Source organism: Nocardia niigatensis NBRC 100131 (assembly GCF_000308655.1).
Lineage (GTDB): Bacteria > Actinomycetota > Actinomycetes > Mycobacteriales > Mycobacteriaceae > Nocardia > Nocardia niigatensis.
In genome coordinates, this window is sequence record NZ_BAGC01000003.1 from 87,415 (window position 1) to 113,792 (window position 26,378).

25 protein-coding genes are annotated in these 26,378 nt (G+C 68.0%); 13 read left to right on the forward strand and 12 right to left on the reverse strand.

Going from position 1 to position 26,378, the window contains the following annotated elements; genetic code table 11:
- Positions 1–43: 43 nt before the first annotated feature.
- Genes ON33_RS01900 through ON33_RS01910 form a run of 3 tightly spaced genes read right to left on the reverse strand, consistent with a single transcriptional unit; the run spans position 44 to position 3,295 of the window.
- Positions 44–1,126: a DUF8017 domain-containing protein gene (locus ON33_RS01900; RefSeq protein WP_040854156.1), complete on the reverse strand. Its 1,083-nt coding sequence runs from the start codon at positions 1,124–1,126 to the stop codon at positions 44–46.
- A 38-nt stretch (positions 1,127–1,164) separates the two neighbouring features.
- Positions 1,165–2,277 (reverse strand): DUF8017 domain-containing protein, encoded by a 1,113-nt coding sequence (locus ON33_RS01905; RefSeq protein WP_157184378.1) that lies wholly within the window; start codon positions 2,275–2,277, stop codon positions 1,165–1,167.
- A gap of 52 nt (positions 2,278–2,329) precedes the next feature.
- Positions 2,330–3,295, reverse strand: a complete 966-nt coding sequence (locus tag ON33_RS01910; protein WP_040854161.1) for a metallophosphoesterase — start codon at positions 3,293–3,295, stop codon at positions 2,330–2,332.
- A gap of 83 nt (positions 3,296–3,378) precedes the next feature.
- Between ON33_RS01910 and ON33_RS01915 the strand changes: the two genes are divergently transcribed.
- Positions 3,379–3,843 (forward strand): GatB/YqeY domain-containing protein, encoded by a 465-nt coding sequence (locus ON33_RS01915; RefSeq protein WP_040854163.1) that lies wholly within the window; start codon positions 3,379–3,381, stop codon positions 3,841–3,843.
- Positions 3,844–3,918: 75 nt separating this feature from the next.
- Here the strand turns inward: ON33_RS01915 and ON33_RS01920 are convergent, their stop codons facing one another.
- On the reverse strand, positions 3,919–6,282 hold the full coding sequence (locus ON33_RS01920) for a penicillin-binding protein (RefSeq protein WP_040854165.1): 2,364 nt from the start codon (positions 6,280–6,282) through the stop codon (positions 3,919–3,921).
- A gap of 301 nt (positions 6,283–6,583) precedes the next feature.
- Here ON33_RS01920 and ON33_RS01925 point away from each other — a divergent pair, with 301 nt between their 5' ends.
- The gene (locus ON33_RS01925) at positions 6,584–6,907 is read left to right on the forward strand and encodes a WhiB family transcriptional regulator (RefSeq protein WP_033089817.1); all 324 of its coding nucleotides are present in this window, start codon (positions 6,584–6,586) and stop codon (positions 6,905–6,907) included.
- Positions 6,908–7,032: 125 nt separating this feature from the next.
- On the opposite strand, the gene bagB is transcribed toward ON33_RS01925, so the two are convergent.
- Both bagB and bagA read right to left on the reverse strand, forming a co-directional pair.
- On the reverse strand, positions 7,033–8,235 hold the full coding sequence (bagB, locus tag ON33_RS01930) for an ATPase BagB (RefSeq protein WP_040854168.1): 1,203 nt from the start codon (positions 8,233–8,235) through the stop codon (positions 7,033–7,035).
- Positions 8,236–8,237: 2 nt separating this feature from the next.
- Positions 8,238–9,257, reverse strand: a complete 1,020-nt coding sequence (bagA, locus tag ON33_RS01935) for an ATPase BagA (protein WP_040854170.1) — start codon at positions 9,255–9,257, stop codon at positions 8,238–8,240.
- A gap of 247 nt (positions 9,258–9,504) precedes the next feature.
- Between bagA and sp36 the strand changes: the two genes are divergently transcribed.
- From sp36 to ON33_RS01945, 3 genes are all read left to right on the forward strand, one after another.
- A complete protein-coding gene (sp36, locus tag ON33_RS40475; protein WP_085996654.1) occupies positions 9,505–9,669 on the forward strand; it encodes a Sp36 family protein in 165 nt (54 codons plus the stop codon).
- Positions 9,669–10,124 (forward strand): RidA family protein, encoded by a 456-nt coding sequence (locus tag ON33_RS01940; RefSeq protein ID WP_040854172.1) that lies wholly within the window; start codon positions 9,669–9,671, stop codon positions 10,122–10,124. The genes sp36 and ON33_RS01940 overlap by 1 nt, the downstream gene beginning before the upstream one ends.
- Before the next feature lie 81 nt (positions 10,125–10,205).
- Positions 10,206–11,012 carry an MBL fold metallo-hydrolase gene (locus tag ON33_RS01945; protein WP_040854177.1) on the forward strand — a complete coding sequence of 269 codons (807 nt, stop codon included), beginning with the start codon at positions 10,206–10,208 and terminating at the stop codon, positions 11,010–11,012.
- Between the two features lie 79 nt (positions 11,013–11,091).
- Here the strand turns inward: ON33_RS01945 and ON33_RS01950 are convergent, their stop codons facing one another.
- Positions 11,092–11,766: a Crp/Fnr family transcriptional regulator gene (locus tag ON33_RS01950; RefSeq protein ID WP_019044571.1), complete on the reverse strand. Its 675-nt coding sequence runs from the start codon at positions 11,764–11,766 to the stop codon at positions 11,092–11,094.
- Between the two features lie 273 nt (positions 11,767–12,039).
- Positions 12,040–12,267 (reverse strand): hypothetical protein, encoded by a 228-nt coding sequence (locus ON33_RS01955; RefSeq protein WP_081986109.1) that lies wholly within the window; start codon positions 12,265–12,267, stop codon positions 12,040–12,042.
- Positions 12,268–12,526: 259 nt separating this feature from the next.
- Between ON33_RS01955 and nth the strand changes: the two genes are divergently transcribed.
- The 4 genes from nth to ON33_RS01975 are packed head-to-tail and all read left to right on the forward strand — an operon-like array spanning position 12,527 to position 15,849.
- Entirely contained in the window at positions 12,527–13,234 is a 708-nt protein-coding gene (nth, locus tag ON33_RS01960) for an endonuclease III (protein ID WP_051151559.1), read from the forward strand.
- Positions 13,231–13,893, forward strand: a complete 663-nt coding sequence (locus ON33_RS01965) for a TlpA family protein disulfide reductase (RefSeq protein WP_051151536.1) — start codon at positions 13,231–13,233, stop codon at positions 13,891–13,893. The genes nth and ON33_RS01965 overlap by 4 nt, the downstream gene beginning before the upstream one ends.
- A 37-nt stretch (positions 13,894–13,930) precedes the next feature.
- On the forward strand, positions 13,931–14,659 hold the full coding sequence (locus ON33_RS01970; RefSeq protein WP_040854181.1) for an NUDIX hydrolase: 729 nt from the start codon (positions 13,931–13,933) through the stop codon (positions 14,657–14,659).
- The gene (locus ON33_RS01975; protein ID WP_040854185.1) at positions 14,656–15,849 is read left to right on the forward strand and encodes a MarP family serine protease; all 1,194 of its coding nucleotides are present in this window, start codon (positions 14,656–14,658) and stop codon (positions 15,847–15,849) included. The genes ON33_RS01970 and ON33_RS01975 overlap by 4 nt, the downstream gene beginning before the upstream one ends.
- 70 nt (positions 15,850–15,919) lie before the next feature.
- Here the strand turns inward: ON33_RS01975 and ON33_RS01980 are convergent, their stop codons facing one another.
- The 4 genes from ON33_RS01980 to acs all read right to left on the reverse strand — a co-directional run bounded on the left by ON33_RS01980 (position 15,920) and on the right by acs (position 20,837).
- Positions 15,920–16,870, reverse strand: coding sequence for an alpha/beta fold hydrolase (locus tag ON33_RS01980; RefSeq protein ID WP_040854188.1), 951 nt, complete (start codon positions 16,868–16,870; stop codon positions 15,920–15,922).
- 23 nt (positions 16,871–16,893) lie between these two features.
- Positions 16,894–17,418, reverse strand: a complete 525-nt coding sequence (locus tag ON33_RS01985; protein ID WP_051151537.1) for a phage holin family protein — start codon at positions 17,416–17,418, stop codon at positions 16,894–16,896.
- A gap of 41 nt (positions 17,419–17,459) precedes the next feature.
- Entirely contained in the window at positions 17,460–18,686 is a 1,227-nt protein-coding gene (gene nhaA / locus ON33_RS01990) for a Na+/H+ antiporter NhaA (protein ID WP_040854190.1), read from the reverse strand.
- A gap of 204 nt (positions 18,687–18,890) precedes the next feature.
- Positions 18,891–20,837 carry an acetate--CoA ligase gene (gene acs, locus ON33_RS01995; RefSeq protein WP_040854193.1) on the reverse strand — a complete coding sequence of 649 codons (1,947 nt, stop codon included), beginning with the start codon at positions 20,835–20,837 and terminating at the stop codon, positions 18,891–18,893.
- A gap of 326 nt (positions 20,838–21,163) precedes the next feature.
- Between acs and ON33_RS02000 the strand changes: the two genes are divergently transcribed.
- From ON33_RS02000 to ON33_RS02015, 4 genes are read left to right on the forward strand one after another with little or no spacing between them, the layout of a single operon-like run.
- Positions 21,164–22,768, forward strand: a complete 1,605-nt coding sequence (locus ON33_RS02000) for a peptide ABC transporter substrate-binding protein (RefSeq protein WP_373281003.1) — start codon at positions 21,164–21,166, stop codon at positions 22,766–22,768.
- Between the two features lie 6 nt (positions 22,769–22,774).
- Positions 22,775–23,701 carry an ABC transporter permease gene (locus ON33_RS02005; protein ID WP_040854194.1) on the forward strand — a complete coding sequence of 309 codons (927 nt, stop codon included), beginning with the start codon at positions 22,775–22,777 and terminating at the stop codon, positions 23,699–23,701.
- On the forward strand, positions 23,694–24,662 hold the full coding sequence (locus ON33_RS02010) for an ABC transporter permease (RefSeq protein WP_040854196.1): 969 nt from the start codon (positions 23,694–23,696) through the stop codon (positions 24,660–24,662). Before ON33_RS02005 ends, ON33_RS02010 begins: the two co-directional genes overlap by 8 nt.
- 5 nt (positions 24,663–24,667) lie before the next feature.
- Positions 24,668–26,356: a dipeptide ABC transporter ATP-binding protein gene (locus ON33_RS02015; protein ID WP_051151538.1), complete on the forward strand. Its 1,689-nt coding sequence runs from the start codon at positions 24,668–24,670 to the stop codon at positions 26,354–26,356.
- Positions 26,357–26,378 lie beyond the last annotated feature (22 nt).

The following is a 26,378-nucleotide window of genomic DNA, read 5'->3' on the forward strand; positions in this document are numbered from 1 at the left end:
AGCGCACCCGTCGTCCAGACGTTAAATCGGCTGGTCAGATGTGCTAAAGCAGGCGAAAAGTGGCGAAGAGCTTACGCGCGAAATCGGCCGTGACCGAGCGATCCACGCCCGTGTCGGCGACGATCGTCAGCACCAGCGAACCCTTCCCGTCACCGACGCTCAGCGCGAAGGTGTAGACCGAGTACGTGGTGGCGCAACCGGCGGGGGCGGTGAACGCGCCGCTCGTCTCCAGGAACGTGCCGTGCAGGGTGCCGTCGGTGGTGGCGAGCGGCTGGCCGGCGCCCGCGTTCAGCGAGGTCCGGGTCGACCAGCCGAGCCGTGCCGCGTGCGCGCCCACATCCGTCGCCGCCGCGGTGGCGTCCGAGATGGAGGAGTTGGTGAGAAACATGTTGGTGCGCACATTGTCCGGGCAGTAGTCGACGCCCTCCTCGCTGAAGCCCGCGGCCGGAATGCTGTCGCTGTCCGTGCCGTACTTGGTCGTGGTCTGATCGATGGTCCAATCCTTGGGGATGTCCCACGCCGCCTTCATGTCCGTCGGCACGACGACCTGATAGCCGGGGATCTGCGGCGTCAGCGTGGACGCCGGGGCCGTGGTGGTGGTGCGCGCGGTGGAACCGGCCGGGCCGGTGCTCGAGGTGGGCTTGGCGGTGGTGGCCGGTGCGGCGCCCGTCCCGGAATCGCGCATCACGATCACGATCGCCACGACGGCTGCGATCGCCACCACCAGCGCGCCCGCCCCCGCCAGCAGCCACACCCGCCCGCGATTGCCGTCCGGCGGCGGCGCGAACCCACCCGGCGGGGCGGCCGGGAACGGTGACGGACCGGCGCTGTACGAATTTGTCTTCGGCGGAAGGGGATTCGGACCGGAGTGATAGGGCGAGGACTGGTACGGGTTCGGCCCCGACTGATACGGGCTCGGTCCGGTCCGCGGCCCGGGACCCGGGACCACCCCGGGTCCCGGGCTCGGATTCGGCCTGGAGACATAGGGATTCGGGCCCGGATGCGGATAGGGGAGCTGCGGCGGGCTGGGCCGGGGCCGTTCGGGCAACGGCCCCTCCCGCCACCAGTCCCCGCTGGATGTCGTCTTCTCCGGATCGATGTCCTGACCGTCGGTTCCATCGCTCATCGTCGTCGGACCCCCTGTCTGACGAGTCGTGCCGCCGCCTACTGGATCGGGCGGATACTGGCGAGAATCTTCTTCGCCAGGGTCGCGTCCACCGACTGGTCCACTCCGGTGTCCGCGGCGATGGTGAACACGAAAGCGCCACTGTCACCGGGGAACGCGAAGGTGTAGACCGAGTACGTCGAGGCGCAGCCCGCGGCGGGAGCCGGAGCGGAACCCTTGGTCTCGATGTAGACACCCTGCAGCTGACCGTCCGAGGACTGGAACGACTCCGGGTTTCCGGGCGTCGCGCCGGTCGAGGTGGACCAGCCGATGCGGCCCATCCGGGTACCGATATCGGCCGCCGCCTTCGCCGGATCCGACTCGTCGGACTGGGTCAGGAAGACGTTGGTGCGCACGTACTTCGGGCAGTATTCCAGGCCGTCCTGCGCCAGCCCGGCCACCGGAATGCTGTCCGAGCCGCTGCCGAACGAACTCTGCCCGGCGCGATCCACCTTCCAGCTCTGCGGAATGTCGTACGCCGCACCATTATCCGGGATCGTGACCACCTGATACCCGGGGATCACGGCACCGGGCGTGGCGGTCGCCTTCGGGCCGGTCGTCTTGGCGGTCGTCGGCTTGCCCGACTGGGTGGGCTTGGCCGTGGTCGAGGTGAGCGCGCTGATCAGCGATGGCGTCGTGTTCGACTTCGCCGAGGTGTCGTTCGAGCCCTTGTGCACCAGCGCCACGACCACCACCGCGGCGATGATCGCCAGCACCAGCACGCCCACACCGGCGAACAGCCACACCCGGCCCCTGCCGCCACCCGGCGGCGGGGGATAGGGCGGCTGCTGGCCGAAACCCGGCTGTCCGCCATAGCCCGGCTGCTGGCCGTAACCCTGCGGCGCGCCGAACGCCTGCGTCGGCGGGTACTGGCCGGGGTACTGACCCTGCCCGGGCGGATAGGGCTGCCCGTACTGCCCGCCGGTGATCGGGGTCGTCGGCTGCGGCTGCCCGTAGCCCGGCTGCTGCCAACCCGGATTCGGGTGCGGCGCGCCATAACCCGGCTGCGGCGGCTGCTGCCAGGTCTGATCCTGTCCGGGCACACCCTGCCACCAGTTCGGATCGGGATCCGGACGGCCTGACTCGTTGCTGTGGTCGTTACCACTGGTCACGGTTGCCCCCTGACTGACGACTACATACCGCGGTGTATATCGCGGCGGGGGCTCACCGCGCGACAGCCTCCGAGGACGCGGTCCGACCGCGCCCCGACTCGGCGACCGGCTTCTTCGGCGGAGCGCCGACCAGCGTCAGCAGCGTCGCCTCCGGTCGGCAGCAGAACCGGTACGGCGCCCACGGCGAGGTCCCCAGACCCGCCGACACGTGCAGCCGGGTGTGCGCGCCCCAGCGTGAGGCGCCCTTCACCCGGGCCCGGTCGATCCCGCAGTTGGTCACCAGCGCACCGAAGCCCGGCACACACAGCTGCCCGCCGTGGGTGTGCCCCGCCATCACCAGGTCGTAGCCGTCGGCCGCGAACCGGTCCAGCACCCGCGGCTCCGGCGAGTGGGTGAGCCCGATGCTCAAGTCCGCCAGCGGATTCGGCGCGCCCGCGACCGTGTCGTAGCGGTCGCGCTGCAGGTGCGGATCGTCCACGCCGGCGGTCGAGATCCGCACCCCGGACACCTCGATGTCGCGGCGCACATGCGTCAGATCCAGCCAGCCCCGCTCGGTGAACGCGGCCCGCAGGTCCTGCCAGGGCAGCGGATCACCGTAGACCCGCTTGTGGTCCTTCTTGAAGTACTTCAGGGGGTTCTTCGGCACCGGCGCGAAGTAGTCGTTCGAACCGAACACGAAAATGCCGGGGCGCGCGAGCAATCCGCCCAGCGACTGCACCACCGACGGCACCGACTTCTGGTGCGAGAGGTTGTCCCCGGTGTTCACCACCAGATCCGGCTCCAGCCGGTCCAGCTCCCGCAGCCAAGCCTGCTTCAACTGCTGGCCGGGCATCATGTGCAGGTCGCTGATGTGCAGCACCCGTAGCGAGGGTTTGCCCGGTTCCAGCACGGGTAGCGTCGCTTCACGCAGCGTGAAGGCATTGCGCTCGATGAGCGTCGCGTATCCGATTCCGGCGACCGCGGCCCCGGCGGCTCCGAGTGCGGCACGGGTGAGGGCGGAGGTCGAGAAGACGGGCATTTGCCCAGAATAGGCGACCCGGCGGAGAAACATCGAGTCAAATGAGCTGGACCACGATAGAAGTCCCTCGTACCGTGTCGCTCATGTCGGAACTCAAATCCAAGCTGCGGTCGGATATGACCACCGCGATGAAGAGCAAGGACACGCTGCGGCTGGCCACCCTGCGGATGCTGCTGTCCGCGGTGCAGAACGCGGAGGTCGCCGGACCCGAGGCCCGTGAGCTTTCCGACCAGGAGATCATCGCCGTCCTGCAGAAGGAGGCGAAGAAGCGCAATGAGGCCGCCGTCGTCTACGAGCAGGCCGGGCGTGGCGAACTGGCCGCCAACGAGCGCGCCGAGGAATCGATCATCGACGAGTACCTGCCCACCCAGCTCACCGACGCCGAGGTGGGCGCCATCGCCGACACCGCCATCGCCGACGTCGCCGAACAGCTGGGGGCGCGGCCGGGGATGAAGCAGATGGGTCAGGTCATGAAGGCCGCGACCGCGCTGGCCTCCGGGCGCGCCGACGGATCGCGGATCTCGGCCGCCGTGAAGGCGCGACTCTGACTCTGTTTTATCAATACGAAAGGCCCGGAGTGAGTGAATCACTCCGGGCCTTTCCTCTCGTTCTACCTGTTCGGGCTACCGCGGGATCGGGATGGGAATCGGGATCGGCGGCAGCTGCGGGATGGTGATATTCGGCAATCCCGGCACCGAAGGCGGCGCGTTCGGCGCCGGCGCCGGAATCTGACTGCCGTCGCTCACATAGAGCGTGATCACCGAGCCCGGAATCGCGGACCCGTTCGGCGAGACGTTCATGACCGTCCCCTTACCCGCGCCCGGCTGGGTCGTCACCGACACCTGGAAGCCCGCGCCCACCAGGGTGGAGGTGGCCTCCGCCTGGGACATGCCGATCACGTCCGGGATCTGCGAGTTGTTCGACCCGCGCACGTACTTGTCGTCCAGCGGCGGCAGCGCCGCGGGCGGGAACCGGTCGAGCACGTTCTTCATCGCGGCGAGATAGGTCTTGGCGGGTTCATTACCGCCGTACAGGTTTCCGCTGCCACAGCTGCGCAGTGGGAATGAGCAGATCTCACCCGGCGTCGGGCTGTCGCCGTAGATGTAGCTGGCGCCCGCGAAGGAGTTGGTGAAGGCCAGGAACGCCGAGGACCGGTGGGTCTCGGTGGTACCCGTCTTGGCCGAGGTCGGGATGTTCCAGCCGACCGAATGCGCCGACCCGGCACCGGTACCGCTCACCACGTCCTGGCTCAGGGCATTGGCGAGAGTGTTGGCCAGACCCGGATCCACCACCTGCTCACACGCCTGCTGGGTCAGCGGCACCTGCTTGCCGTTGCGGTCCACCACCTCCTTGATCGGGGTGGGCGGGCACCACTTGCCGCTGGAGGCCAGCGTGGCGGCCACATTCGACAGCTCGAGCGGGTTGATCGCCACCGGGCCCAGGGTGAACGAACCCAGGTTCTGGTCCTTGATCATGTCGGCCAGGCTCTGCGCACCGTGGCCGGAGGTGCCGGGCTGGGTGTAGGACCGCATGCCCAGGCGGACCGCCATGTCCACGGTCGGCTGCACGCCGACGGCCTGGATCAGCTTGACGAAGGCCGTGTTCGGTGAGGTCGCCAGCGCCTGCGTCACCGACATCGAACCCGCGTAGTTGCCCGCGTTCTTCACGCAGTAGGTCTCCGGGGGGCAGCCCGGGGTACCGGAATTACCCATGCCCTTGGCCGAGAAGAACGCCGGGACGTCCAGCGTGGCATTGATGCCCAGGCCCTTCTCCATGGCCGCGGCCGTGGTGAAGATCTTGAAGATCGAGCCCGCACCGTCACCGACCAGCGAATACGGCTGCGGCTGCACGGTCTGATGCGCGTTGGCGTCGAGACCGTACACGCGGCTCGAGCCCATGGCCAGCAGCGGATGCGAATCCTGGCCGGGGGCCACGATATTCATGACCTCGGCGATGTCGTCCAGATTCGGGTTGGTATTGGCCGCCAGCGAATCGCGCACCTGGTCCTGGACCGCCGGATCCAGCGTGGTGCGGATCAGGTAGCCGCCCTTCTCCAACTGGTCGCGGCTGATGCCGGCGTTGCTCAGATACTGCATCGCGTAGTCGCAGAAGAAGCCGCGGTCATTGGCCGCGATGCAGCCGCGCTCCAGGCCCTTGGGCTCGGGCAGCACGCCGAGCGGTAGCTCCTTGGCCTTGCGGTACTCGTCCGCGCGGTTGGGCACGTTCTGGATCAGGGTGTCCAGCACGGTGTTCCGGCGCTCCACCACGCCCGCGGGGTTGGTGTACGGGTTCAGCTTGGAGCTGGACTGCACCATGCCGGCGAGCATGGCCGACTGCGCCACGTTCAGATCCTTGGCGTCCACGCCGAAGTAGGTCTGCGCGGCGTCCTGGATGCCGTAGGAGCCGTTGCCGAACGGCACCAGGTTGAGATACCGGGTGAGGATCTCGTCCTTGGTGAGGCGCTTGTCCAGCGTCAGCGCCATCCGGATCTCGCGGATCTTGCGGGCGGGGGTGGTCTCGATGGCGGCCCGGCGTTCGGCGTCGGTCTTGGCCACCACGAGCAGCAGATAGTTCTTCACGTACTGCTGGTCGATGGTGGAGCCGCCCTGCGAGACCTGGCCGCCCGAGGTGTTGGTCAGGAAGGCGCGGAAGGTGCCCTGCCAGTCCACACCGTGGTGGTCGGCGAAGCGCTTGTCCTCGACCGAGACCAGGGACAGCTTCATGTCGTTGGAGATCTTGTCGCTGGGGACCTCGAATCGGCGCTGCTCGTACAGCCACGCGAACGGCGTCCCATTCGCGTCCACCATGGTCGAGACCGCGGGCACGGTGCCCTCGACGAGTTCGGCGGAGACATTGTCGACGGCGTCCGCGGCTCGGTTGGAGATGAACCCGAAGCCACCGGCGAGCGGGAACAGCAGTCCGGCGAGCAACACGGCGGCCAAGACGCACGCGCCTGCCAGTCTCCAGAGCGTTCGTGTGATCGGCACGGGCCCTAGCCTAATTGGCCTTCCGGACACTCGGTGTTCGCCCGGGGCGGGTGTTCATTCGTCCCATAAGAGACGGACTGCCCGGTTCCATGCAACGAATGCGTGGACGGACGTACCAGAAAATCTCGGGACGGTCTTGCGCAGGCCGCACACCTTTACCTAGATTGAGAACCCAGTGTGATAGAGCTAACACTCAAAGTGGAATGTGGTGCAGAACGCAGTGGGGTTGGGTAACTGCGCGCTGCACTCGCGATTCTGGAGCGCCGTGACCCGGTGTTCGGACTGCAAAGGGGCACACCAAATGCACATGACTACCCCGATCGCTCGATTGGACGTGGAGCAGGCCGAAGCGAGAATCGCCTGGGTTTCCCAGGCCCGATGCAAGGAAGTGGATCCCGACCAGCTGTTCGTGCGTGGCGCAGCGCAGCGCAAAGCGGCAACCATCTGCCGGCACTGCCCGGTGCTGATGGAGTGCGGGGCGGACGCCCTGGACAACCGAGTCGAGTTCGGAGTGTGGGGCGGCATGACCGAGCGGCAGCGCCGCGCGCTGCTCAAGCAGCATCCGGAGGTGACGAGTTGGGCGGACTTCTTCCGCGTCCAGCGATCACAGAAGGTAGCGATGTAACCGAGTATCCCTTACCCAGATCCCCCCTATAAGCAGAACGGATCGAGCCCGCGAAAGCGGGCTCGATCCGTGTCCGGGGTCGGATCGGGCATTTCAAACCAAAGGGTCGAAGGACCTGACTCGTGTCAGGCGGATTCGGCGCCCGGTCGGGCGGACCGGGCAGAGCCGGCCTCGACCAGCTGGTCACCCACCGCACGCAGCGCTTCCAGGTCGGCGACCTCGAACGGCAGCGCGGTGACGGCCACGATCGGGACGCTCGGGTGCGCGCCCGTGAAGCGGTGCAGCAGATGCTGTTCGCGCTTGGCGGTGGCGGCCCGATTGGCGTGAATGCGCAATATCGCGGCGGTCAGGGCCTCCGGGGTGTCCGCCTCGGGTTCGGGCGAGGAGCCGTTCGCCGCCGTCTGCGGGGCCAGCTGGTCCGCGGCGACCAGCGCCTGCTCGGCGGTCAGCGAGCTCAGCACCGGGTGGGTGCGGTTCAGCACCAGGCCGGCCAGCGGCATCTTGTCGGTCGAGAGCCGATCGACGAAGAAGCTCGCCTCGCGCAACGCGTCCGGTTCGGCCGCGGCCACCACCAGGAAGTGGGTGCCCGGCCGCGACAGCATGGCGTAGGTGCGGTCGGCGCGATCCTGGAAACCACCGAACATGGACTCCAGTGACTGCAAGAAGACACTGGCGTCTTTGAGCAATTGGCCGCCGACGATGGTCGAGACGCCGCGCAGCGCCAGGCTCATGGCGCCCGCCACGAACTTTCCGACGCCGCGGCCCGGGGCCATGATGACCCGGATCATCTTGCCGTTGAGGAAGTTCCCCAGCCGCTTCGGCGCGTCCAGGAAGTCCAGGGCATTGCGAGAGGGCGGGGTGTCGACCACGATCAGGTCCCACTCCCGCTTGGCCGCGAGCTGCCCGAGCTTCTCCATCGCCATGTACTCCTGGGTGCCACCGAAGGAGGACGCGACGGTCTGGTAGATCGGGTTGGCGAAGATCTGCTCGGCCTTGTCGGGGCTGGTGTGCTCGAGCACCATGTCGTCGAAGGTGCGGCGCATGTTCAGCATCATGGCGAACAGCTCGCCCTTGACCTCGGGCCCGAGTTCGACCTTCTGCGGGACGTTTCCGAGGTCGCTCACGCCGAGCGACTGGGCCAGCCGGCGGGCCGGGTCGATGGTGAGCACCACGACCTTGCGCCCGGATTCGGCGGCGCGCAGCGCGATGGCGGCGGCCGTGGTGGTCTTGCCGACGCCGCCGGAGCCGCAGCACACCACGATGCGGGCCGCCGGATCGGCGAGGATCTTCGAAATATCCAGGGGCACAGTGCCTGCCGGAACGATCATGACTAGCGAACCCCCTGCGCGCTCAAGACTTCGGCCAGCTCGTAGAGCCCGCCCAGATCCATGCCGTCGGTGAGCGACGGCAGGTACAGCCGCGAGATGTCGAGCTGGGCCAGTTCGGCGGCGTTCTCGTCCTGGGCGGCCAGCCGCGCGGAATGTTCCACGGTCTCGGCGACCAGGCCCTCGAAATCGGCCTCGGACAGGCTGATCCCGGCCTCGGTGAGCCCGGCGCGCAGGGCGTCGACGTCGACCGTGCCCTGCGCGGCCTGTTCGCGCACCGAGCGTGGCAGGTAGCCCTCGCTGGCCCGATTCACGATCACCGTGCCGATATTCAGGTCGTTGGCGGTGAGTTCGGCGACGGCGTCGGCGGTTTCCTGCACGGGCAGCGCCTCCAGCAGGGTGACCAGGTGGATCATGGTCTGCTCGGAGTGCAGCAGCCTGGACACGCCCTCGGCCTGGGCGGCGATGGGACCGCCGCCCGCGATCTCGGCCATGGCCTGGGTGACGTCGAGGAAGCTGGCGATGCGGCCGGTCGGGGGAGCGTCGATGACGATCTCGTCGTAGGCGGGCTTGCCGGACTTGTCGGCGCGCACCGCGCATTCCTTGATCTTGCCGGTGAGGATCACGTCGCGCAGGCCCGGCGCGATGGTGGTGACGAACTCGATCGCCCCGACCCGGCGCATGGCGCGACCGGCGAAGCCCAGGTTGTAGAACATGTCGAGGTACTCGAGGAAGGCGTGCTCGACATCGAGCGCCAGCGCCAGCACCTCGCCGCCGCCGTCCGCGGTGGCGATGCGAGTCTCGGTGGGCGGCAAGGGCGGGAGATCGAACAGCTGGGCAATGGACTGTCTGCCCTCGACCTCGACCAGCAGCACCCGGCGCCCCCCGGCTGCCAGTGCCAGCGCCAGTGCGGCGGCGACCGTCGACTTCCCGGTGCCACCCTTCCCGGATATGTAGTGCAGGCGGGCCTTGTTCGCCCGCTCCGGCCAACCTGCTTCGACCCCCGGCTCAACCGAAACGGGCACTGCTATCGGTACTCCCACGCTCGCGAGCCTATAACTCGTTCCGAATTCTTGCCCAGAGGCGCGACAAACTGTCTGATACACCACTTTTGGTTCGCGGCCCGCCTCGGCCTGGACTGATGGAGCGGGGGAGCGAAGCAGCGGAGCGGAGGAGGGAAGGGCCAGGTGACAGGGCCGTGATCAGCCGGAGCGAAGCGGAGGCAGATGGGGCGCAGCACTGCGGGAACCTCGCCGGGGCTAGTCTCACCCCATGAGTGATGTGACCGTGTGGGAGTACGCGACGGTGCCCCTGTTGACCCATGCCACCAAGGCCATCCTGGACCAGTGGGGTTCCGACGGCTGGGAACTCGTCACCGTGCTGCCCGGGCCGACCGGTGAACAGCACGTCGCCTATCTGAAGCGGGCGAAGAGCTGATGTCCTGGGCCGAGAACCTGAAGGAGCTCGGGCTCGAACTACCGCCGGCCCCGAAGCCGGTAGCGGCGTACGTGCCCGGCGTCCGGTCCGGCAACTACGTCTACACCTCCGGCCAGCTGCCGTTCGTGAATGGTGAACTGCCGCTGACCGGCAAGCTCGGCGCCGAGGTCAGCATCGAGCAGGGCGCGGAGATGGCCCGGCTGGCCGCTCTCAACGCGCTGGCGGTCGTACACGATCTGGTCGGTCTCGACAATGTCGTGCGCATCGTCAAGGTCGTCGGGTTCGTGGCCTCCGCGGCCGGTTTCAACAGCCAGCCCTTGGTCATCAACGGCGCGTCCGAGCTGCTCGGCGCGGTGCTCGGCGAGGCCGGGGTGCATGCCCGTTCCGCGGTCGGCGTCAATGAGCTGCCCCTGAACACCCCGGTCGAGGTGGAACTCGTCGCCGAGGTGCGATAGCCCCGGAACGCTTGGGGCACAGTCGAAAGCGTGATGCGTTCAACCCTGGACGCATCGCGCGCGGTGCATTAGGACGAAACAATGACGCTCACCCACCCCGCGTACGAGCAACTGCGGCAAGTGACTCCGTCCGCCGCCGTCGTACTGGCCGACAACCCCGGCGGAATGACGTTGCAGGGCACCAACACCTGGCTGCTCCGCGCCCCCGGCGCCACGGAATACGTTGTGGTGGATCCGGGTCCGAAGGATCGCGCGCACACTGAGGCCCTGATGCGGGAGACCGGCGGGAACATCGCCCTCGTCCTCGTCACCCACAAGCATCACGACCATACCGGCGGCATCGACCACCTGGTCAAGGCCACCGGTACTCCGGTGCGCGCCAAGGACTCCGAGTTCCTGCGCGGCACGGGCGCCCACCTGACCGACGGTGAGGTCCTCGAGGTCGCGGGTTTGCGCATCACGGTGCTCGCCACCGCCGGGCACACCGAGGATTCGCTCAGCTTCCTGCTGGACGGTCCCGACGGCGAGCAGGCGCTGCTCACCGGTGACACGGTCCTCGGCAGTGGTACGACCGTCCTGGAATCCTGGGACGGCGCGCTGGCGGCCTATCTGGACTCTCTGAACCGGCTCGTGTCGGTCGCTCCCGGCCGCACCCTGCTCCCGGCCCACGGTCCCGACCACGCCGATGCCGAACCGATCATCCGCTACTACCTCGCCCACCGCGAGGAGCGTCTCCAACAGGTCCGCGCGGCCCTGGAGAAGCTGGGCCCCAAGGCCAAAGCGCTCCAGATCGTCGCCGAGGTCTACGCCGACGTCGACAAGCGACTATGGCCGGCCGCGCACAGCTCGGTCAAAGCCCAACTGGCATACCTGCGCTCGCGGGGTTAGCGGGCCCGCAAGACGACGAGGCGCGTCGTCACCGCTTCGGGGTGACGACGCGCCTCGCGTTGTATTCGAGCAGTCGCGCTCAGCGAGCGCGGCGGGCCAGTCTCTCCGAGTCGGAGATCAGCACGCTCTTGCCCTCGAGCCGCAGCCAGCCGCGGTGCGCGAAGTCGGCGAGCGCCTTGTTCACGGTTTCGCGGGAGGCGCCGACCAGCTGGGCGATCTCTTCCTGGGTGAGGTCGTGGGTCACGCGCAGCGCGCCCGCTTCCTGGGTGCCGAAGCGCTGAGCCAGCTGCAGCAGCGCCTTGGCGACGCGACCCGGAACATCGGTGAAGATCAGGTCGGCCAGGTTGTTGTTGGTGCGGCGCAGGCGGCGGGCGAGCACCCGCAGCAGCTGCTCGGCGATCTCGGGACGCTGATCGATCCACGCCTTGAGCGCGTCCCGGTCCATGGTGACCGCTCTGACCTCGGTGACGGTGGTGGCCGTCGACGTGCGCGGACCCGGGTCGAAGATCGACAGCTCGCCGAACATATCGGACGGGCCCATGATCGTCAGCAGGTTCTCACGACCGTCGGGGGAGCGGCGGCCGATCTTCACCTTGCCCGAGGTGATGATGTACAACCGGTCGCCGGGTTCGCCCTCGTTGAAGATGACGTGGCCGCGCGGGAAGTCAACGGGCTGCAGCTGTTTGGCGAGAGCCGCCACCGCGGTGGGCTCGACGCCTTGGAAGATGCCTGCTCTGGCGAGGGCCTCGTCCACGAATGTGCTCCTTATGGGAAATGGCTCTGTCCTGGACCGAAACGACTCGGCCGACAGTGCAGTCTACTTTGCAATACCGCCGGGTAGTGATAGACACCACGCGCCGAGGTCATTCTCAGACACGCGGAGTCCCAGTACGCGACACACAACGACGGTTTCGCGACACGCTTCACACGTAATCTACGACACGCCGTGAGACCGGCGTCATGAAGATCGTAAAAAGTGGTCCGGGGCCGAAAGCCACCGGACCACTGGACCACCGACCCGTCCGGATCAGCTGGCCTGTGCGACGTCCATTCCCTTGGCCGCGGGCCGGGCGCGCCGCGGACGCGCCGCCGCTGCCGGCAAACCCAGCTTGGTCAGATCACTGACCTCGGCATTCGTGGCTCGATCGAGATACTGCTGGACCTCCGGGTCTGGTTCGAGAAGCTTGCGGAGTCGATTCTCGACCCGTTCCATCACCAACGCGAACAGCATCAGCGCTATCGGAAACAGCACCACAGCGAGTCCTTGCATAGGCAGCAGTAAACACGTTGAAGGTCTCAGATGGAACACGGCGGGTACTCGGGCCGGTTGTGGGACAGGGGTGGTTCCGTAAGGTGGACGCGTGCGTGTCTCTGAATCCAACGCGGCCGTGAGCGGGGCAGACCCGGATAATTCGGGCGCTCTCGCGACCTCTGACGGAACTCCGGTCGATGTCGCTGATGCGCCACGGTTTTCGCGTCCGGCCAAAGCGCGCAAGCGCGACAAAGAGACTCGGATCGGCCTGGTCCGGCGGGCTCGGCGCATGTACCGGGAAATGACCGTGGAGTTCCCGGATGCGCACTGTGAGCTGGATTTCACCACACCGCTCGAATTGGCGGTCGCCACAATTCTTTCCGCGCAGTGCACCGACGTGCGAGTGAACCTGACCACACCGGCGGTGTTCGCGAAGTACCGCGACGCCCGCGATTACGCCGAAGCCAATCGCGCCGAGCTCGAGGAGTACATCCGGCCGACCGGCTTCTACCGCAACAAGGCCAATTCCCTCATCGGGCTGGGCCAGGAACTGATCGAGCGGTTCGACGGTGAACTGCCGAATAGGCTCGACCAGTTGGTCTCCCTGCCCGGCATCGGACGCAAGACCGCGAATGTCATCCTCGGCAACGCCTTCGGCATCCCGGGCATCACGGTCGACACCCATTTCGGGCGGCTGGTGCGACGCTGGGGCTGGACCACGGAGGAGGATCCGGTCAAGGTCGAGCACGCGGTCGGCGAGCTGATCGAGCGCCGGGACTGGACCATGCTCTCGCATCGGGTGATCTTCCACGGCCGCCGGGTGTGCCATGCCCGCAAGCCCGCCTGCGGCGCCTGCCTGCTGGCCAACGACTGCCCGGCCTTCGGCGAGGGACCGACCGATCCGACCGAGGCCGCCAAGCTCGTGAAGGGTCCGGAAACCGAGCACCTCCTGGAACTGGTCGGCCTGTGAGCGCCGAGTCGGCGCGGGGCGATTCCAAGTGGCGGTGGGCGCTGGCGGCGGTGATCGTCGTGGTGGCGGCCACGGTCGCGCTGTGGCCGCAGTTCACCCGCTCCGACGACAAGCACGCCGCGACCGGCTCGGCGACGGCCACGGGGCCCGCCGAACCGGCTGTCGCCGAGGCGGATCGGGCCGCGGCCGCGCTGGCCGCCTGCCCGCTGCCCACCGGCGCACCCGCGGGCGACAGCCCGCTGCGCGGAATCACCCTGGACTGCCTGGCCGACGGCCGGTCGGTGGATCTGGTCGCGGCGCTGGCCGGGAAGCCCGCGCTGCTCAATCTGTGGGCCTACTGGTGCGGCCCGTGCGCGGAGGAACTGCCGCTGCTGCAACAGTTCTCGCAGCAGGCGGGGAACGTGCTCACGGTGCTGACGGTGCACAGCGATCCCGGCACCGGCAAGGCGCTGTCGCGGTTGAGCGGGCTCGGCATCCACCTGCCCGGGGTCGAGGATCCGAATGCCAAGGTCCGTACCGCTGTCGGCGCGCCGGCCGTGCTGCCGATCTCGGTGCTGTTGCGGGCCGACGGCACCGTTGCGAAAGTCGTGGTGCGCCCGTTCACCAGCGTCGAGGACATTTCCGCCACCGTCGCGGCCGAATTGGGGGTCCGGGCGTGAGGGCGGGACGAGTGGTTCTTTCGACAAGGGTGTGGTGATGAGACTCGAGGCGTCCGCCAATGGCGTTCCGCAGTGGCTGCGCGGGGTGGCCGAGCATGACCCGGCCGATCCGAACGGCGTGAACCCGGTCTTGCGCCGCAGCACGATGCGCCGCTTCGCCGCCGCGGCGACCCGGGCCCGGGAGGCGTCGGTGCTGGTGCTGTTCGGTGGTTCCCCCGAGGCGGATCCGGCCGCGCCGGGTGGACTTCCGGCCGATGCCGACGTGCTGCTCACCCAGCGCGCCGCCACCCTGCGCCAGCACAGCGGCCAGGTGGCGTTCCCGGGCGGCGGGGTGGAGCCGCAGGACGACGGTCCGATCAGCACCGCGCTGCGCGAGGCGCGCGAGGAGACCGGGCTCGACCCGGCGAGCGTGGAGCCGATCGCGTTGCTGCCCAAGATCTTCGTGCCGCCGTCGCGGTTCGATGTGACGCCGGTGGTCGCCTATTGGCGCACGCCCGGCGAGGTGGGGGTGGTGAGCGAGACGGAGGCGGCCCGCGTGGCGCGGGTGCCGCTGTCGGAGCTCATCGATCCGGCCAACCGTTTCGTGGTGCGCCATCCGCTGGGTTATGTGGGCCCGGCGTTCACCGTGGACGGAATGCTGGTGTGGGGGTTCACCGCCGGGGTGCTCGCCGGATTGCTGGCGGTGTCCGGGTGGGAACGCGAATGGGACCATCACGATGTACGTGATCTGCAGGCCGCATTGGCCGCGGTAGGGATGACATTATGAGCGCCTCGGGCTGGCTCGACCTCGGGATCATCATTCTGGCGCTGCTGGCCGCCACCTCCGGGTGGCGGCAGGGCGCGGTCGCTTCGGCACTGGCCTTCCTAGGCGTGATTCTCGGTGCGGTGGCGGGCATTCTGATCGCGCCGCACATCTTGAAACACCTGAACGAGGGCCGCACCCGGGTGCTGGTGGGCGTGCTGCTCATCGTGGCGCTGGTGATCGTCGGCGAGGTCGCGGGCATGGTGCTCGGGCGGGCCGCGCGCGGCGGCATGCGGGATCCGTTCACCCGCAGCGTGGACAGTGTGGTGGGCGCGGGCCTGCAGGCGGTGGCGGTGCTGGCCACCGCGTGGCTGCTGGCGCTGCCGCTGACCAACTCCTCGCAGCCGGGAATCGCGGCCGCGGTCACCAACTCTCAGGTGCTGCGCAATGTCGACCATGTGGCGCCGGACTGGCTGCGGCGGGTGCCGACCGACTTCTCCAACCTGCTCAACACCTCCGGGCTGCCGGATGTCATCGGCCCGTTCGGGCACGTCCCGATCACGGCCGTGGAACCTCCCGACCCGAGCGTGCTGCAACTGCCGGTGGCCCAGCAGCTGCAGGGCAGCGTGCTGCGCATCCGCGGCATCGCGCCCAGTTGCCAACGACAGCTGGAGGGTTCGGGCTTCGTGGTGGCGCCGGAGCGCATCATGACCAACGCCCACGTGGTGGCGGGCACCAATACCGTGAGCGTGGACACCGCACGGGGCGCGCTGCCCGCCACCGTGGTGCTGTTCGACTCGTCCAAGGACGTGGCGATCCTGGCGGTGCCGGGCCTGAACGCCCAGCCGTTGGACCTGGCCCCCTCCGATGCCGGCTCGGGTGAGAGCTCCATCGTGCTCGGCTATCCGGGTGGCGGCCGCTACACCGCCAGCGCGGCCCGCGTGCGCGAGACCCTGAACCTGAAGGGCCCCAACATCTACCGGGACGCCGACGTCAAGCGCGAGGTCTACACCATCCGTGGTCAGGTCCGGGCCGGTAACTCCGGCGGTCCGCTGGTGGACACCGACGGCCGGATCCTGGGCGTGGTGTTCGGCGCGGCCGTCACCGACGACGACACCGGATACGTGCTCACCCTCGACGAGGTGCGGCCCGAACTGAGCTCGGCGGCAGGCCAATCGACGGCGGTCGGCACCGGCAGCTGTGTGCTGAGCTGACCCTGAGCGAACGGAAAACGGCCCCGGCGAACAGGATTCGCCGGGGCTGTTTCGTAGGTCCAGAGGCTCGTCAGCCCAAGAGTTTGGCGATCTCCGCGGTCACCGACTCCGGATTCTCCTGGTGCGCATAGTGACCGGCGTCCGGGACGGCCACCACCCGGCGCTGCGGCGAGAGCTGCTGGCCGCGGCGGATGGTGCCCGGCAGGATGTACCGGTCGCGCTCGCCGTACAGGGCCAGGGTCGGCACCCGGACCGGTTCGCTCATGGTGGCCATGAAACGCCGGCCGTCGGGCCGCCATTGGCTGCGGAAGGCCCAGCGCTGGTATTCCAGCGCACAGTGCGCCGCGCCCGGAATCCGGATGGCGGTGCGCATGCGGCGGGCGGTGTCGGTGAATTCCTCGGTGGCCGACCAGTGTTCGCCCGCCCGGTCGCGGAGCATGAGTTCGATCTCGATGCCGTCTTCGCGGGTGAGGCGGGCCTCGGGCACGCGCGGCACCTGGTAGCGCAGGAAGTCCGGCAGCCAGGCCGAGCGCTGCTGCTTGTCGCGCAGCACCGCCCGTTTCAGGGCCACCGGGTGCGGGGAGCCGATCAGCGCGATGGATCGCACCAGCCGCGGGTGCAGGACGGCGGTGGCCCAGCACACCAGGCCGCCCTCGGCGTGCCCGACCAGGGTCGCCTCGGTGTGCCCCAGCGCGCGGATCAGACCGGCGACATCGCCGGCGAGGGTCCAGCCGTCGTAGCCGCGGGGCGGCTTGTCGGTGTCGCCGTAGCCGCGCAGGTCCACCGCGACGGTGTGGAAGCCGCGCGCGGACAGCCCGGTCAGCTGATGGCGCCAGGACCACCAGAAGTCGCCGAAACCGTGCAGCAGCACAACCAGCGGGGTGTCCGGGTCGGTGTAGGCCGTCCCGGCGGGTACGGCCTCGACCACGTGGAAGCGAATGCCGTTGGCGTGCACGTCCCGATGGGTCCACGGCCCGTCATAGCGGACTGCGGAGGGATCCGGATGCGAATTCGACGACACGCCGATGGAGCGTAATCGAAGGTCTAGGTCCGGGGCTTGCCGAGTTCGACCGTGACCTCGACGGTCTCCACGGTCTGCTCGTCGGAGTGGCTGAATCCGCTGGACAACAGCGTCGACGTCTCCTTCAGCGACTCGATGGTCTTCTCCGGCGCGCGCAGCTTGCGCACCTTCAGATAGCCCAGCAGCGCGAAGGCGGCCACCGCCGCGATCATCAGCAGGAACACCACCAGGAACGCGGCCCAGCGGTACAGCCAGACGTCGAGCAGCTCGGCGAGGAAGAAGAAAAAGAAGAAGGAGCTGAACAGCAGGATGGTCAGCGCCAGGATGAAGAAGACGCTGCCCTGCAGGCCCTTCTTGATCTCGCCGGTCACCTCGGCCTTGGCGAGCTCCACCTCGGCGCGCACCAGGGTCGACATCTGCTCGGTCGCGTCCCGGACCAAGGTGCCGAAGGTGGCCGACTGATGGGCGTCGACATCGGACAGCGGAATCGAAGTGACGGTGCGGGTGCGGTTCCCGTCGTAGCCGTTACCGCCCTGTGTGAAGCTCAATTGCTCGACCCTTCTCCATGTCCCGGTAGTACTGTCCGGTGTCACTCTTGATTTTGCAGTGCCCGCTCGTCGCGTCGTGCCTGGTGTGCACGGCCCCGACGCAACAGTAGCGCCGAACCCGCCAGGGAAGCCGCCAAAGACGTGAGCAACACCGCCGCTTTTGCGAGTTCTGCCGCCGACCCGTCACCGACGTCTTCCAAGGCCAGTTCTGCCACCAAGAGGCTAACGGTGAAGCCGATCGCCCCCAGTACCGACAGGGCGAACATGTCCCGATAACCGAGATCACCGGGTCGTTCCGCGATCCCCAACCGTACGGCGAGCCAACTGGTTCCGAAGATCCCGACCGTCTTGCCGACCAGCAGGCCCAGGACGATGGCCAGTGCCAGCCGGTCGGTGAACAGCTTCGACAGCACGCTCGAATCCAGCGGCACGCCCGAGGCGAACAACGCGAACAAGGGTACGCAGAGGGCCGCGGAGATGGGCTGGAAGAAGTGCTCGAGCCGGGCGGCCGGCACACAGTGCTCGTCCTCGCCCGGATCGGGGCGTACCCGGGTCAGCAGGCCGCAGGCGACGCCGGCGAGGGTGGCGTGAATTCCGGCCTCGTGCAGGGAGTACCAGGCGAGCAGGCCCAGTGGCACGTAGATGAACGGGCTGCCGAGGCGGAAGCGCTGGGCCAGGGCCCAGCAGGCCAGGCACAGGATGGCGATCAGCAGCCACAGCATCTTCAGGGTGGTGGTGAACAGGACGGCGATCAGGATGATGGCGATCAGGTCGTCCACCACGGCCAGGCTGAGCAGGAACACCCGGGCGCCGGCCGGGATTCGCGATCCGGTCATGGCCAGCACGGCGAGTGCGAAGGCGATGTCGGTGGCGACCGGGATGGCCCAGCCGCGATCCATGCCCTCAGTGCCCCAGCCGACGGCCGCGGCGATGAGCGCGGGCATGATCACGCCGCCCATCGCGGCCACGATGGGGAGGGTGGCGCGTTTGCGGTCCGCGAGTTCGCCGACCACCAGCTCTCGTTTGAGCTCCAGGCCCGCGACGAAGAAGAAGATGGCCAGCAGACCGTCCTTGGTCCAGTCGGCCAGCGTGAGGTCCAGGTGGAGGGCGGGAATGGCCAGCCTGGCGTCGACCATGGTGGTGTAGCTCGCGCCCCACGGCGAGTTGACCCAGATGAGCGCCGCGGCGGCGGCGGTGAGAAGCAGTGCGCCGCCGAAGGTTTCGGTTCTCAGATAGCGGGCCAGCTCGGAACGGACCTGAGCGATCACGGTGCAGCCTTTCGGGTCGTGCGGTCGACGAGAAAGCGGCGTGCGACACCACTCCAGGGACCGACGGCGCACCCGCATGCCGACCAGACTTCCCGGCACACCTTTTGCGCAATTCTAACGGTCTGCCCGGAAGTTCTTGACCACCCCGGACCGGGTGAGGCCCCCCGATCGCAGATCAGGGGGCCTCACCCGGGGTCTGCCCGTTTACGCCTTTCCGGCCCGGATGGACTCGAAGACGTTGGGATCCACCAGGGTTGAGGTGTCGCCCAGTTCGCGGCCCTCGGCCACATCGCGGAGCAGGCGCCGCATGATCTTGCCCGAGCGCGTTTTCGGCAGTTCGGGGACCACGTGGATCTCGCGCGGGCGGGCGATCGGGGAGATCTCGCGGGAGACCTCGGCCTTGAGCTCGCTGACCAGATCGACGCCGGTGTCGGTGGCCTCGGCGGTGAGGATCACGAACGCCACGATGCCCTGGCCGGTGGTGTCATCGGACGCGCCGACGACCGCCGCCTCCGCGACACCGGAGTGGCCGACCAGCGCGGACTCCACCTCGGCGGTCGAGATGCGGTGGCCGGACACGTTCATGACGTCGTCGACGCGGCCGAGCACCCACAGGTCTCCGTCGGTGTCGAGCTTCGCGCCGTCGCCCGCAAAGTACCAGCCCTTCTCGGCGTAGCGCGACCAGTAGGTGTCCCGGTAGCGCTCGTTGTCGCCCCAGATGCCGCGCAGCATGGACGGCCACGGCTCGTCGAGCACCAGGTACCCGTTGGCCTCGGTCTCGCCCAGCTGGACCGGATTGCCTTCCTCGTCGACGACTTTCGCCGAGATGCCCGGCAGCGGGGTCATGGCCGCGCCCGGCTTGGCGGCGGAGACGGCCGGCAGCGGCGAGATCATGATGGCGCCGGTCTCGGTCTGCCACCAGGTGTCCACGATGGGAGTCCTGTTGCCGCCCACCACATCCCGGTACCAGCGCCAGGCCTCCGGATTGATCGGCTCGCCCACCGAACCCAGCAGCCGCAGGCTGGACAGGTCGTGGGAGTCCGGAATCTCGCGGCCCCACTTCATGAACGTGCGGACCAGCGTGGGCGCCGTGTAATAGATGGTGACACCGTACTTTTCGATGATCTGCCAGTGCCGGTGCTCGTCCGGGAAGTTCGGGGTGCCCTCGTAGACGACCTCGGTGGCGCCGTTGGCCAGCGGGCCGTACACGATGTAGCTGTGCCCGGTCACCCAGCCGATGTCGGCGGTGCACCAGTACACGTCCTGTCCGGGCTTGTGGTCGAACACCTGGTGGTGGGTGTAGGCGGCCTGGGTCAGGTAGCCGCCGGAGGTGTGCAGGATGCCCTTGGGCTTTCCGGTGGTGCCGGAGGTGTAGAGGATGAACAGCGGGTGCTCGGCGTCGAACGCCTGCGCCTCGTGCTCGGGGGAGGAGAGCGAGACGGTCTCGTCCCACCACAGGTCGCGGCCCTCGGTCATCGGGGTGTCCAGGCCGGTGCGGCGCACCACGAGCACGTGCTCGACGGTCGAATCGCCCTCGGCGAGGGCCTCGTCCACGGCGGTCTTGAGCGGGGCGGGCTTGCCGCGCCGCCACTGGCCGTCGGTGGTGATGACCAGCTTGGCCGCGGCGTCGTCGACGCGCTGGCGCAGGGCGCTGGGGGAGAAGCCGGCGAAGACCACCGAGTGGGTCAGGCCCAGGCGGGCGCAGGCCAGCATGGACACGACGGCCTCGGGGACCATCGGCATGTAGATGGCGACCCGGTCGCCCGCGGTCAGGCCCAGGCCGGTGAGGTAGTTGGCGGCACGCGACACCTCGGCCAGCAGCTCGGCGTAGGTGATGGCACGGGAGTCGCCGGGCTCACCCTCCCAGTGGATGGCGACCCGGTCACCGTTCCCGTCGAGCACGTGCCGGTCCACACAGTTGTAGGCGACATTGAGCTTGCCGTCGGCGAACCACTTGGCGAAGGGCGCGTCGTCCCAGTCCAGCACCTGGGCGAAGGGCCGATGCCAGTGCAGGCGACGCGCCTGCTCGGCCCAGAATCCGTCGCGATCCGCTTGGGCTCGAGCATAAAGAGAGGCGTCGCCATTGGCGGCGGCCGCGAACTCAGCGCTGGGCGGATAGGCATCCAGGTGGTCGGCGGAGGTTTCGGTCATCTCGTCTCTTCTTCTCTCGCGTGCTGGCCGCGTAGGGGTGACGGCGGCCACGTTCGACCCTAACCGACTGTGACCTGCGTCGTGTTCGGCCGTCTCGATCGGTGGGCGGTCGTGACGAGCCTCGCATCGACGGCATGACCGAACCGTGAACGGGGGTTGCCGGCAGCTGTGCACTGTGTCACGTAGGGTCTCCCATTCGAATGCCCCATGTTGCCGGATTGCTAACAAGCCGAATATTCACGATTCGATCCGCTGACAACATCGACCGCGATCGTTAATGTCCGATTCACCCGAGGCCGACCGTTTCCTGGGATGGGAGAAACGCGTTGCGAATCAAGACGATCACCGCGCTCGCCGTGGCGGCACTGGCCACCAGCCTCAGCCTGACCGCATGCTCCTCCGGTGAGGACGCCAATTCCGACCTTGTCACCGTGAACGGTGCCGAACCGCAGAATCCCTTGGTGCCCACCAATACCAACGAGAACATGGGCGGCCGGGTGGTCGACCGGCTCTGGGCGGGCCTGAAGTATTACGACGCCGATGGCGCTCCGCACGACGAGATGGCGCAGTCCATCGTCACGCCGGACCGCCAGCACTACACCATCACCATCAAACCGGATTGGACGTTCACCGACGGTACACCGGTGACCTCGAAATCCTTTGTGGACGCCTGGAACTACGGCGCGCTGGGCACCAACGCGCAGCTGCAGAACTGGGTGTTCACACCGATTGTCGGCTACGACGACGTCGCGGCGAATCCGCCCAAGGCACAGTCGATGTCGGGCCTGAAGGTGATCGACGACCACACCTTCACCGTCGACCTGAAACAGCCGTCCATCGACTTCGAACTGGAACTCGGCTTCGCGCCGTTCTATCCGCTGCCCGCGGTCGCCTACAAGGACATGAAGGCATTCGGCGAGAACCCGATCGGCAACGGCCCCTACAAGTTCGCCGATGCCGGCGCCTGGCAGCACAATGTCCAGATCGACGTGGTGCCCAACCCGGACTACAAGGGCGGCCGCCCGGCCAGGAACAAGGGCCTGCGGTTCAAGATGTACCAGTCCATGGACACCGCCTACGCCGACCTGCTGCAGGGCAATCTCGATGCGCTGGACGTGATCCCGGATACCGCGCTGGCCACCTACGAGAAGGACCTCGGCGACCGGGCCATCCACAAGCCCATCGCCTACAGCCAGCACATCGGCATCCAGCCGAATGTCGCGCACTTCTCCGGCCCCGAAGGCGTGCTGCGGCGCAAGGCCATCTCGATGGCCATCAACCGGGAACAGATCGCCGCCAACATCTTCCACCACACCCGCGTCCCCTGCCAGGACTTCACCGCCTTCACGCTGCCCGGCTTCCGCGCCGGCCTGCCGGGATCCGAAGTGCTGAAGTTCAATCCGGACGAGGCCAAGAAGCTGTGGGCGCAGGCCGACGCCATGTCCCCGTGGTCGGGCACCTTCCAGATCGCCTACAACTCCGACGGCGGCCACCAGGCCTGGATCGAGGCGACCGCCAACAGCATCAAGAACACCCTCGGCATCGACGCGGTCGGCGCGCCCTACCCGACCTTCAAGAACATTCGCGACGAGATCGTGCACGAGAGCGTCGGCAAGGCCTTCCGCTACGGCTGGCAGGGCGACTACCCGTCCATGTTCGAATACCTGACCGCGCTGTTCCTGAGCACGTCGGAAACCAATGACGCGCACTACAGGAACCCGGAATTCGACCGCCTGCTCAGCAGCGCCCTCGCCGCCGCCACCCCGGAACAGGCCTACGACGGCATCGCGCAGGCGCAGACCGTGCTGTTCCAGGACATGGCCGACATCCCGATCTTCGACTACAACGTCGCGGCCGGACGCTCGGACAAGGTGAAGCAGGCCGCGGTCGCCTGGTCGGGGCTGTTCGACTTCGAGAACATCGAGAAGTAGCCCGGCATGGCGTGGTACGTCGTCCGGCGACTGCTCCAGATGATCCCGGTCTTCCTCGGAGCGACACTGCTCATCTACGCCATGGTCTTCCTGATCCCCGGCGACCCCATCCAGGCGCTCGCCGGGGACCGGCAGATGACCCCGGCGGTGGAGGCGTCCCTGCGCGCCCGCTACCACCTGGATCAGCCGTTCTTCATCCAGTACCTGCAATACCTGAAAGGTATTGTCACGCTGGATTTCGGGACGTCCTTCTCCGGGCGGCCGGTCCGCGCGGAGCTCGCGCGGGCCTTCCCGATCACGTTCCGGCTGGCCCTCATGGCGGTCTGCATCGAGGCCGTCTTCGGCGTGACGTTCGGGCTGATCGCGGGACTGCGCAAGGGCAAACTGTTCGACTCCACCATGCTGGTGCTGAGTTTGGTGATCATCGCGGTACCGATCTTCGTGGTGGGCTTCCTCGCCCAGTTCCTGCTCGGCGTGAAGTGGGGCATCGCGCCGGTCACCGTCGGCGCCAAGGCGAGCTTCACCGATCTGCTGGTGCCGGCGTTCGTGCTCGGATCGCTGTCGTTCGCCTACGTGCTGCGGCTGACCCGGAACGCGGTGGCGGAGAACATGACCGCCGACTTCGTGCGCACCGCCACCGCCAAGGGCCTCGGCCGCCGGCGCGTCATCGTGGTGCACATCCTGCGGAACTCGATGATCCCGGTGGTCACCTTCCTCGGCACCGATCTGGGCATCCTGCTCGGCGGCGCGGTGGTCACCGAGGGCATCTTCAATATCCCGGGCGTCGGCGGCACCCTCTACCAGGCGATCACCCGTGGGGAACCGCCCACGGTGGTGGCCTTCGTGACGGTGCTGATCGTGATCCTGTTGCTGTCCAACCTGATCGTCGACCTGCTCTACGCCGCCCTCGACCCGAGGATCCGCTATGCCTGAACCCGACACGCGGCAACCCACGGTCCGCGAAACACGGCGCGGTCAGGAGCATTTCGTGGCGCCGCCGGACGAGGTTCAGGTGCTGGCCACCGACAAGCTCGACGAGACCGCCACCCCCACCAGCGTGTGGCAGGACGCCTGGCGGCAGCTGCGGCGCAATCCCATCTTCCTCGCGGCGGCGGTGCTGATCGTGCTGGTGGTGCTGGTCGCCGTCTGGCCGCAGCTGTTCACCGGTCAGGACCCGCGCTACTGCAACGGCGATTTCAGCATGCAGAAACCGTCCGGGTCCCACTGGTTCGGCTTCGACAAGCAGGGCTGCGACATCTACGCCCGCACCATCTACGGCGCCCGCGCCTCGGTGGTGACCGGCGTCGGCGCGACCCTCATCTACGTGCTCATCGGCGGCACCCTGGGCGCGATCGCCGGATACTATGGCGGACTGCTGGATTCGGTGGTGTCGCGCATCGCGGAGGTGTTCTACGCGCTGCCGCTCATGCTGGCCTCCATCGTGCTCATGCAGCTGCTCGCCTCCCGCACGGTATGGACGGTCATGCTCACGCTGGCCTCGTTCAGCTGGCCGCAGGCCGCGCGCATCGTGCGCGGCGCGGTGATCGAGTCGAAGAACAGCGAATACGTCACTGCGGCGAAAGCGCTGGGCGTCTCCAGACTCCGGACGCTGGTGCGGCACGTGCTGCCCAATTCGGCCGGGCCGCTCATCGTGGTCAGCACCCTCGCGCTGGGCGCCTTCATCGTCACCGAGGCGACGCTGTCGTATCTGGGCGTCGGACTCAGCCGGCAAACCGTGTCGTGGGGATCGGATATCGCCGTGGACCAGAAGGAGATTCGCACCTCGGCGATCCTGTTCTACCCGGCCACCGCGCTGGCGCTGACGGTGCTCAGCTTCATCATGCTCGGCGACGCCGTGCGCGACGCCTTCGACCCCAAGGCCCGCAAGAGGTGAGCGCCATGACCGAACCATTGCTCGAGGTCCGCGATCTGAACGTCGCCTTCACCGCCGACCGGCGCGAGATCCCGGCGGTCCGCGGAGTCGGCCTGACCGTGTATCCGGGCCAGACGGTCGCCATCGTCGGCGAATCCGGATCCGGCAAATCGACCACCGCGCACGCCATCATCGGCCTGCTGCCCGGCACCGGCCGGATCACCTCCGGCTCGGTCCTGTTCGACGGCAAGGACCTCTCGAAGGCGTCCGGCCGCGAGATCGTCGCGGTGCGCGGGCGCGGCATCGGCTTCGTGCCGCAGGACCCCATGTCCAATCTGAACCCGGTGTGGAAGGTCGGATTCCAGATCCGGGAAACCCTGGCGGCCAACGGCGTCGCCAAGGGCAGGGCCGCCCGGCAGCGGGCCGTCGAGCTGCTCGCCGAGGCGGGCATGCCCGACGCCGAACGCCGCGTCAACCAGTACCCCCACGAATTCTCCGGCGGCATGCGGCAGCGCGCGCTCATCGCCATCGGCCTGTCCTGCCGGCCGAAACTGCTCATCGCCGACGAACCCACCTCCGCGCTGGACGTCACCGTGCAACGCCAGATTCTCGACCACCTCGACGGGCTGACCACCGAACTCGGCACCGCGGTCCTGCTCATCACCCACGACCTGGGCCTGGCCGCCGAACGCGCCGAGCACCTGGTCGTCATGTACCGCGGCCGGGTGGTGGAATCCGGTCCGGCACTGCAGATTCTGCGCGAACCCCAGCACCTGTACACCAAGAAGCTGGTCGACTCCGCGCCCTCGCTGGCCTCGCAGCGGCTGTCCGCGGTGCGCAAGCGGGCCGAGGTGCGCGAGCAGGCCGTCCAGGTCGCCGGGCAGCTGGCCGAGACCGACGCCGAATTCGCCAGCGCCCCGGACGATGTGCTGGTCGCCGACAAACTCACCCGGGTATTCCGCATTCGCGGCAACGCGCCGTGGCGTTCCTCCGAACTCGTCGCGGTGAACGATGTCTCGTTCGCGTTGCGGCGCGGCACCACCACCGCGATCGTCGGCGAATCCGGTTCGGGCAAATCCACTGTGGCACAGATGGTTCTGGGACTGCTGCCGCCCACCTCCGGCCGCGTCACCTTCGACGGTCGCGAGGTGGCGTCCCTGGATGCCAAGGCCGCCTTCGCTTTCCGTCGCCGCGTGCAACCCGTGTTCCAGGACCCCTACGGGTCCCTCGACCCGATGTACTCCATCTACCGGACCATCGAGGAACCGCTGCGCACCCATCGCATCGGCACCCCGGCCGAGCGTGAGGCCACTGTGCGCGACCTGCTCGACAAGGTCTCGCTCCCGGCCTCGGTCATGCGCCGCTACCCGAACGAGCTCTCCGGCGGCCAGCGGCAGCGCGTCGCCATCGCCCGGGCCCTGGCGCTCGCCCCGGAGGTGGTGGTCTGCGACGAGGCCGTCTCCGCCCTCGACGTGCTGGTGCAGGCGCAGATCCTGCAGCTGCTCAACGAATTACAGGCCGACCTCGGCCTCACCTACCTGTTCATCACCCACGACCTGGCCGTTGTCCGCCAGATCGCCGACGACGTCCTGGTCATGCAGCAGGGCCGGGTGGTCGAGGCCGCGACCACCACCGAGGTGTTCGACAGTCCGCGGTCCGAGTACACCCGCCGGCTGCTCGACGCGATCCCCGGTCGTGACCTCCTCGCGGGATGACCGGCCAGGTCTCGGCGGGCGG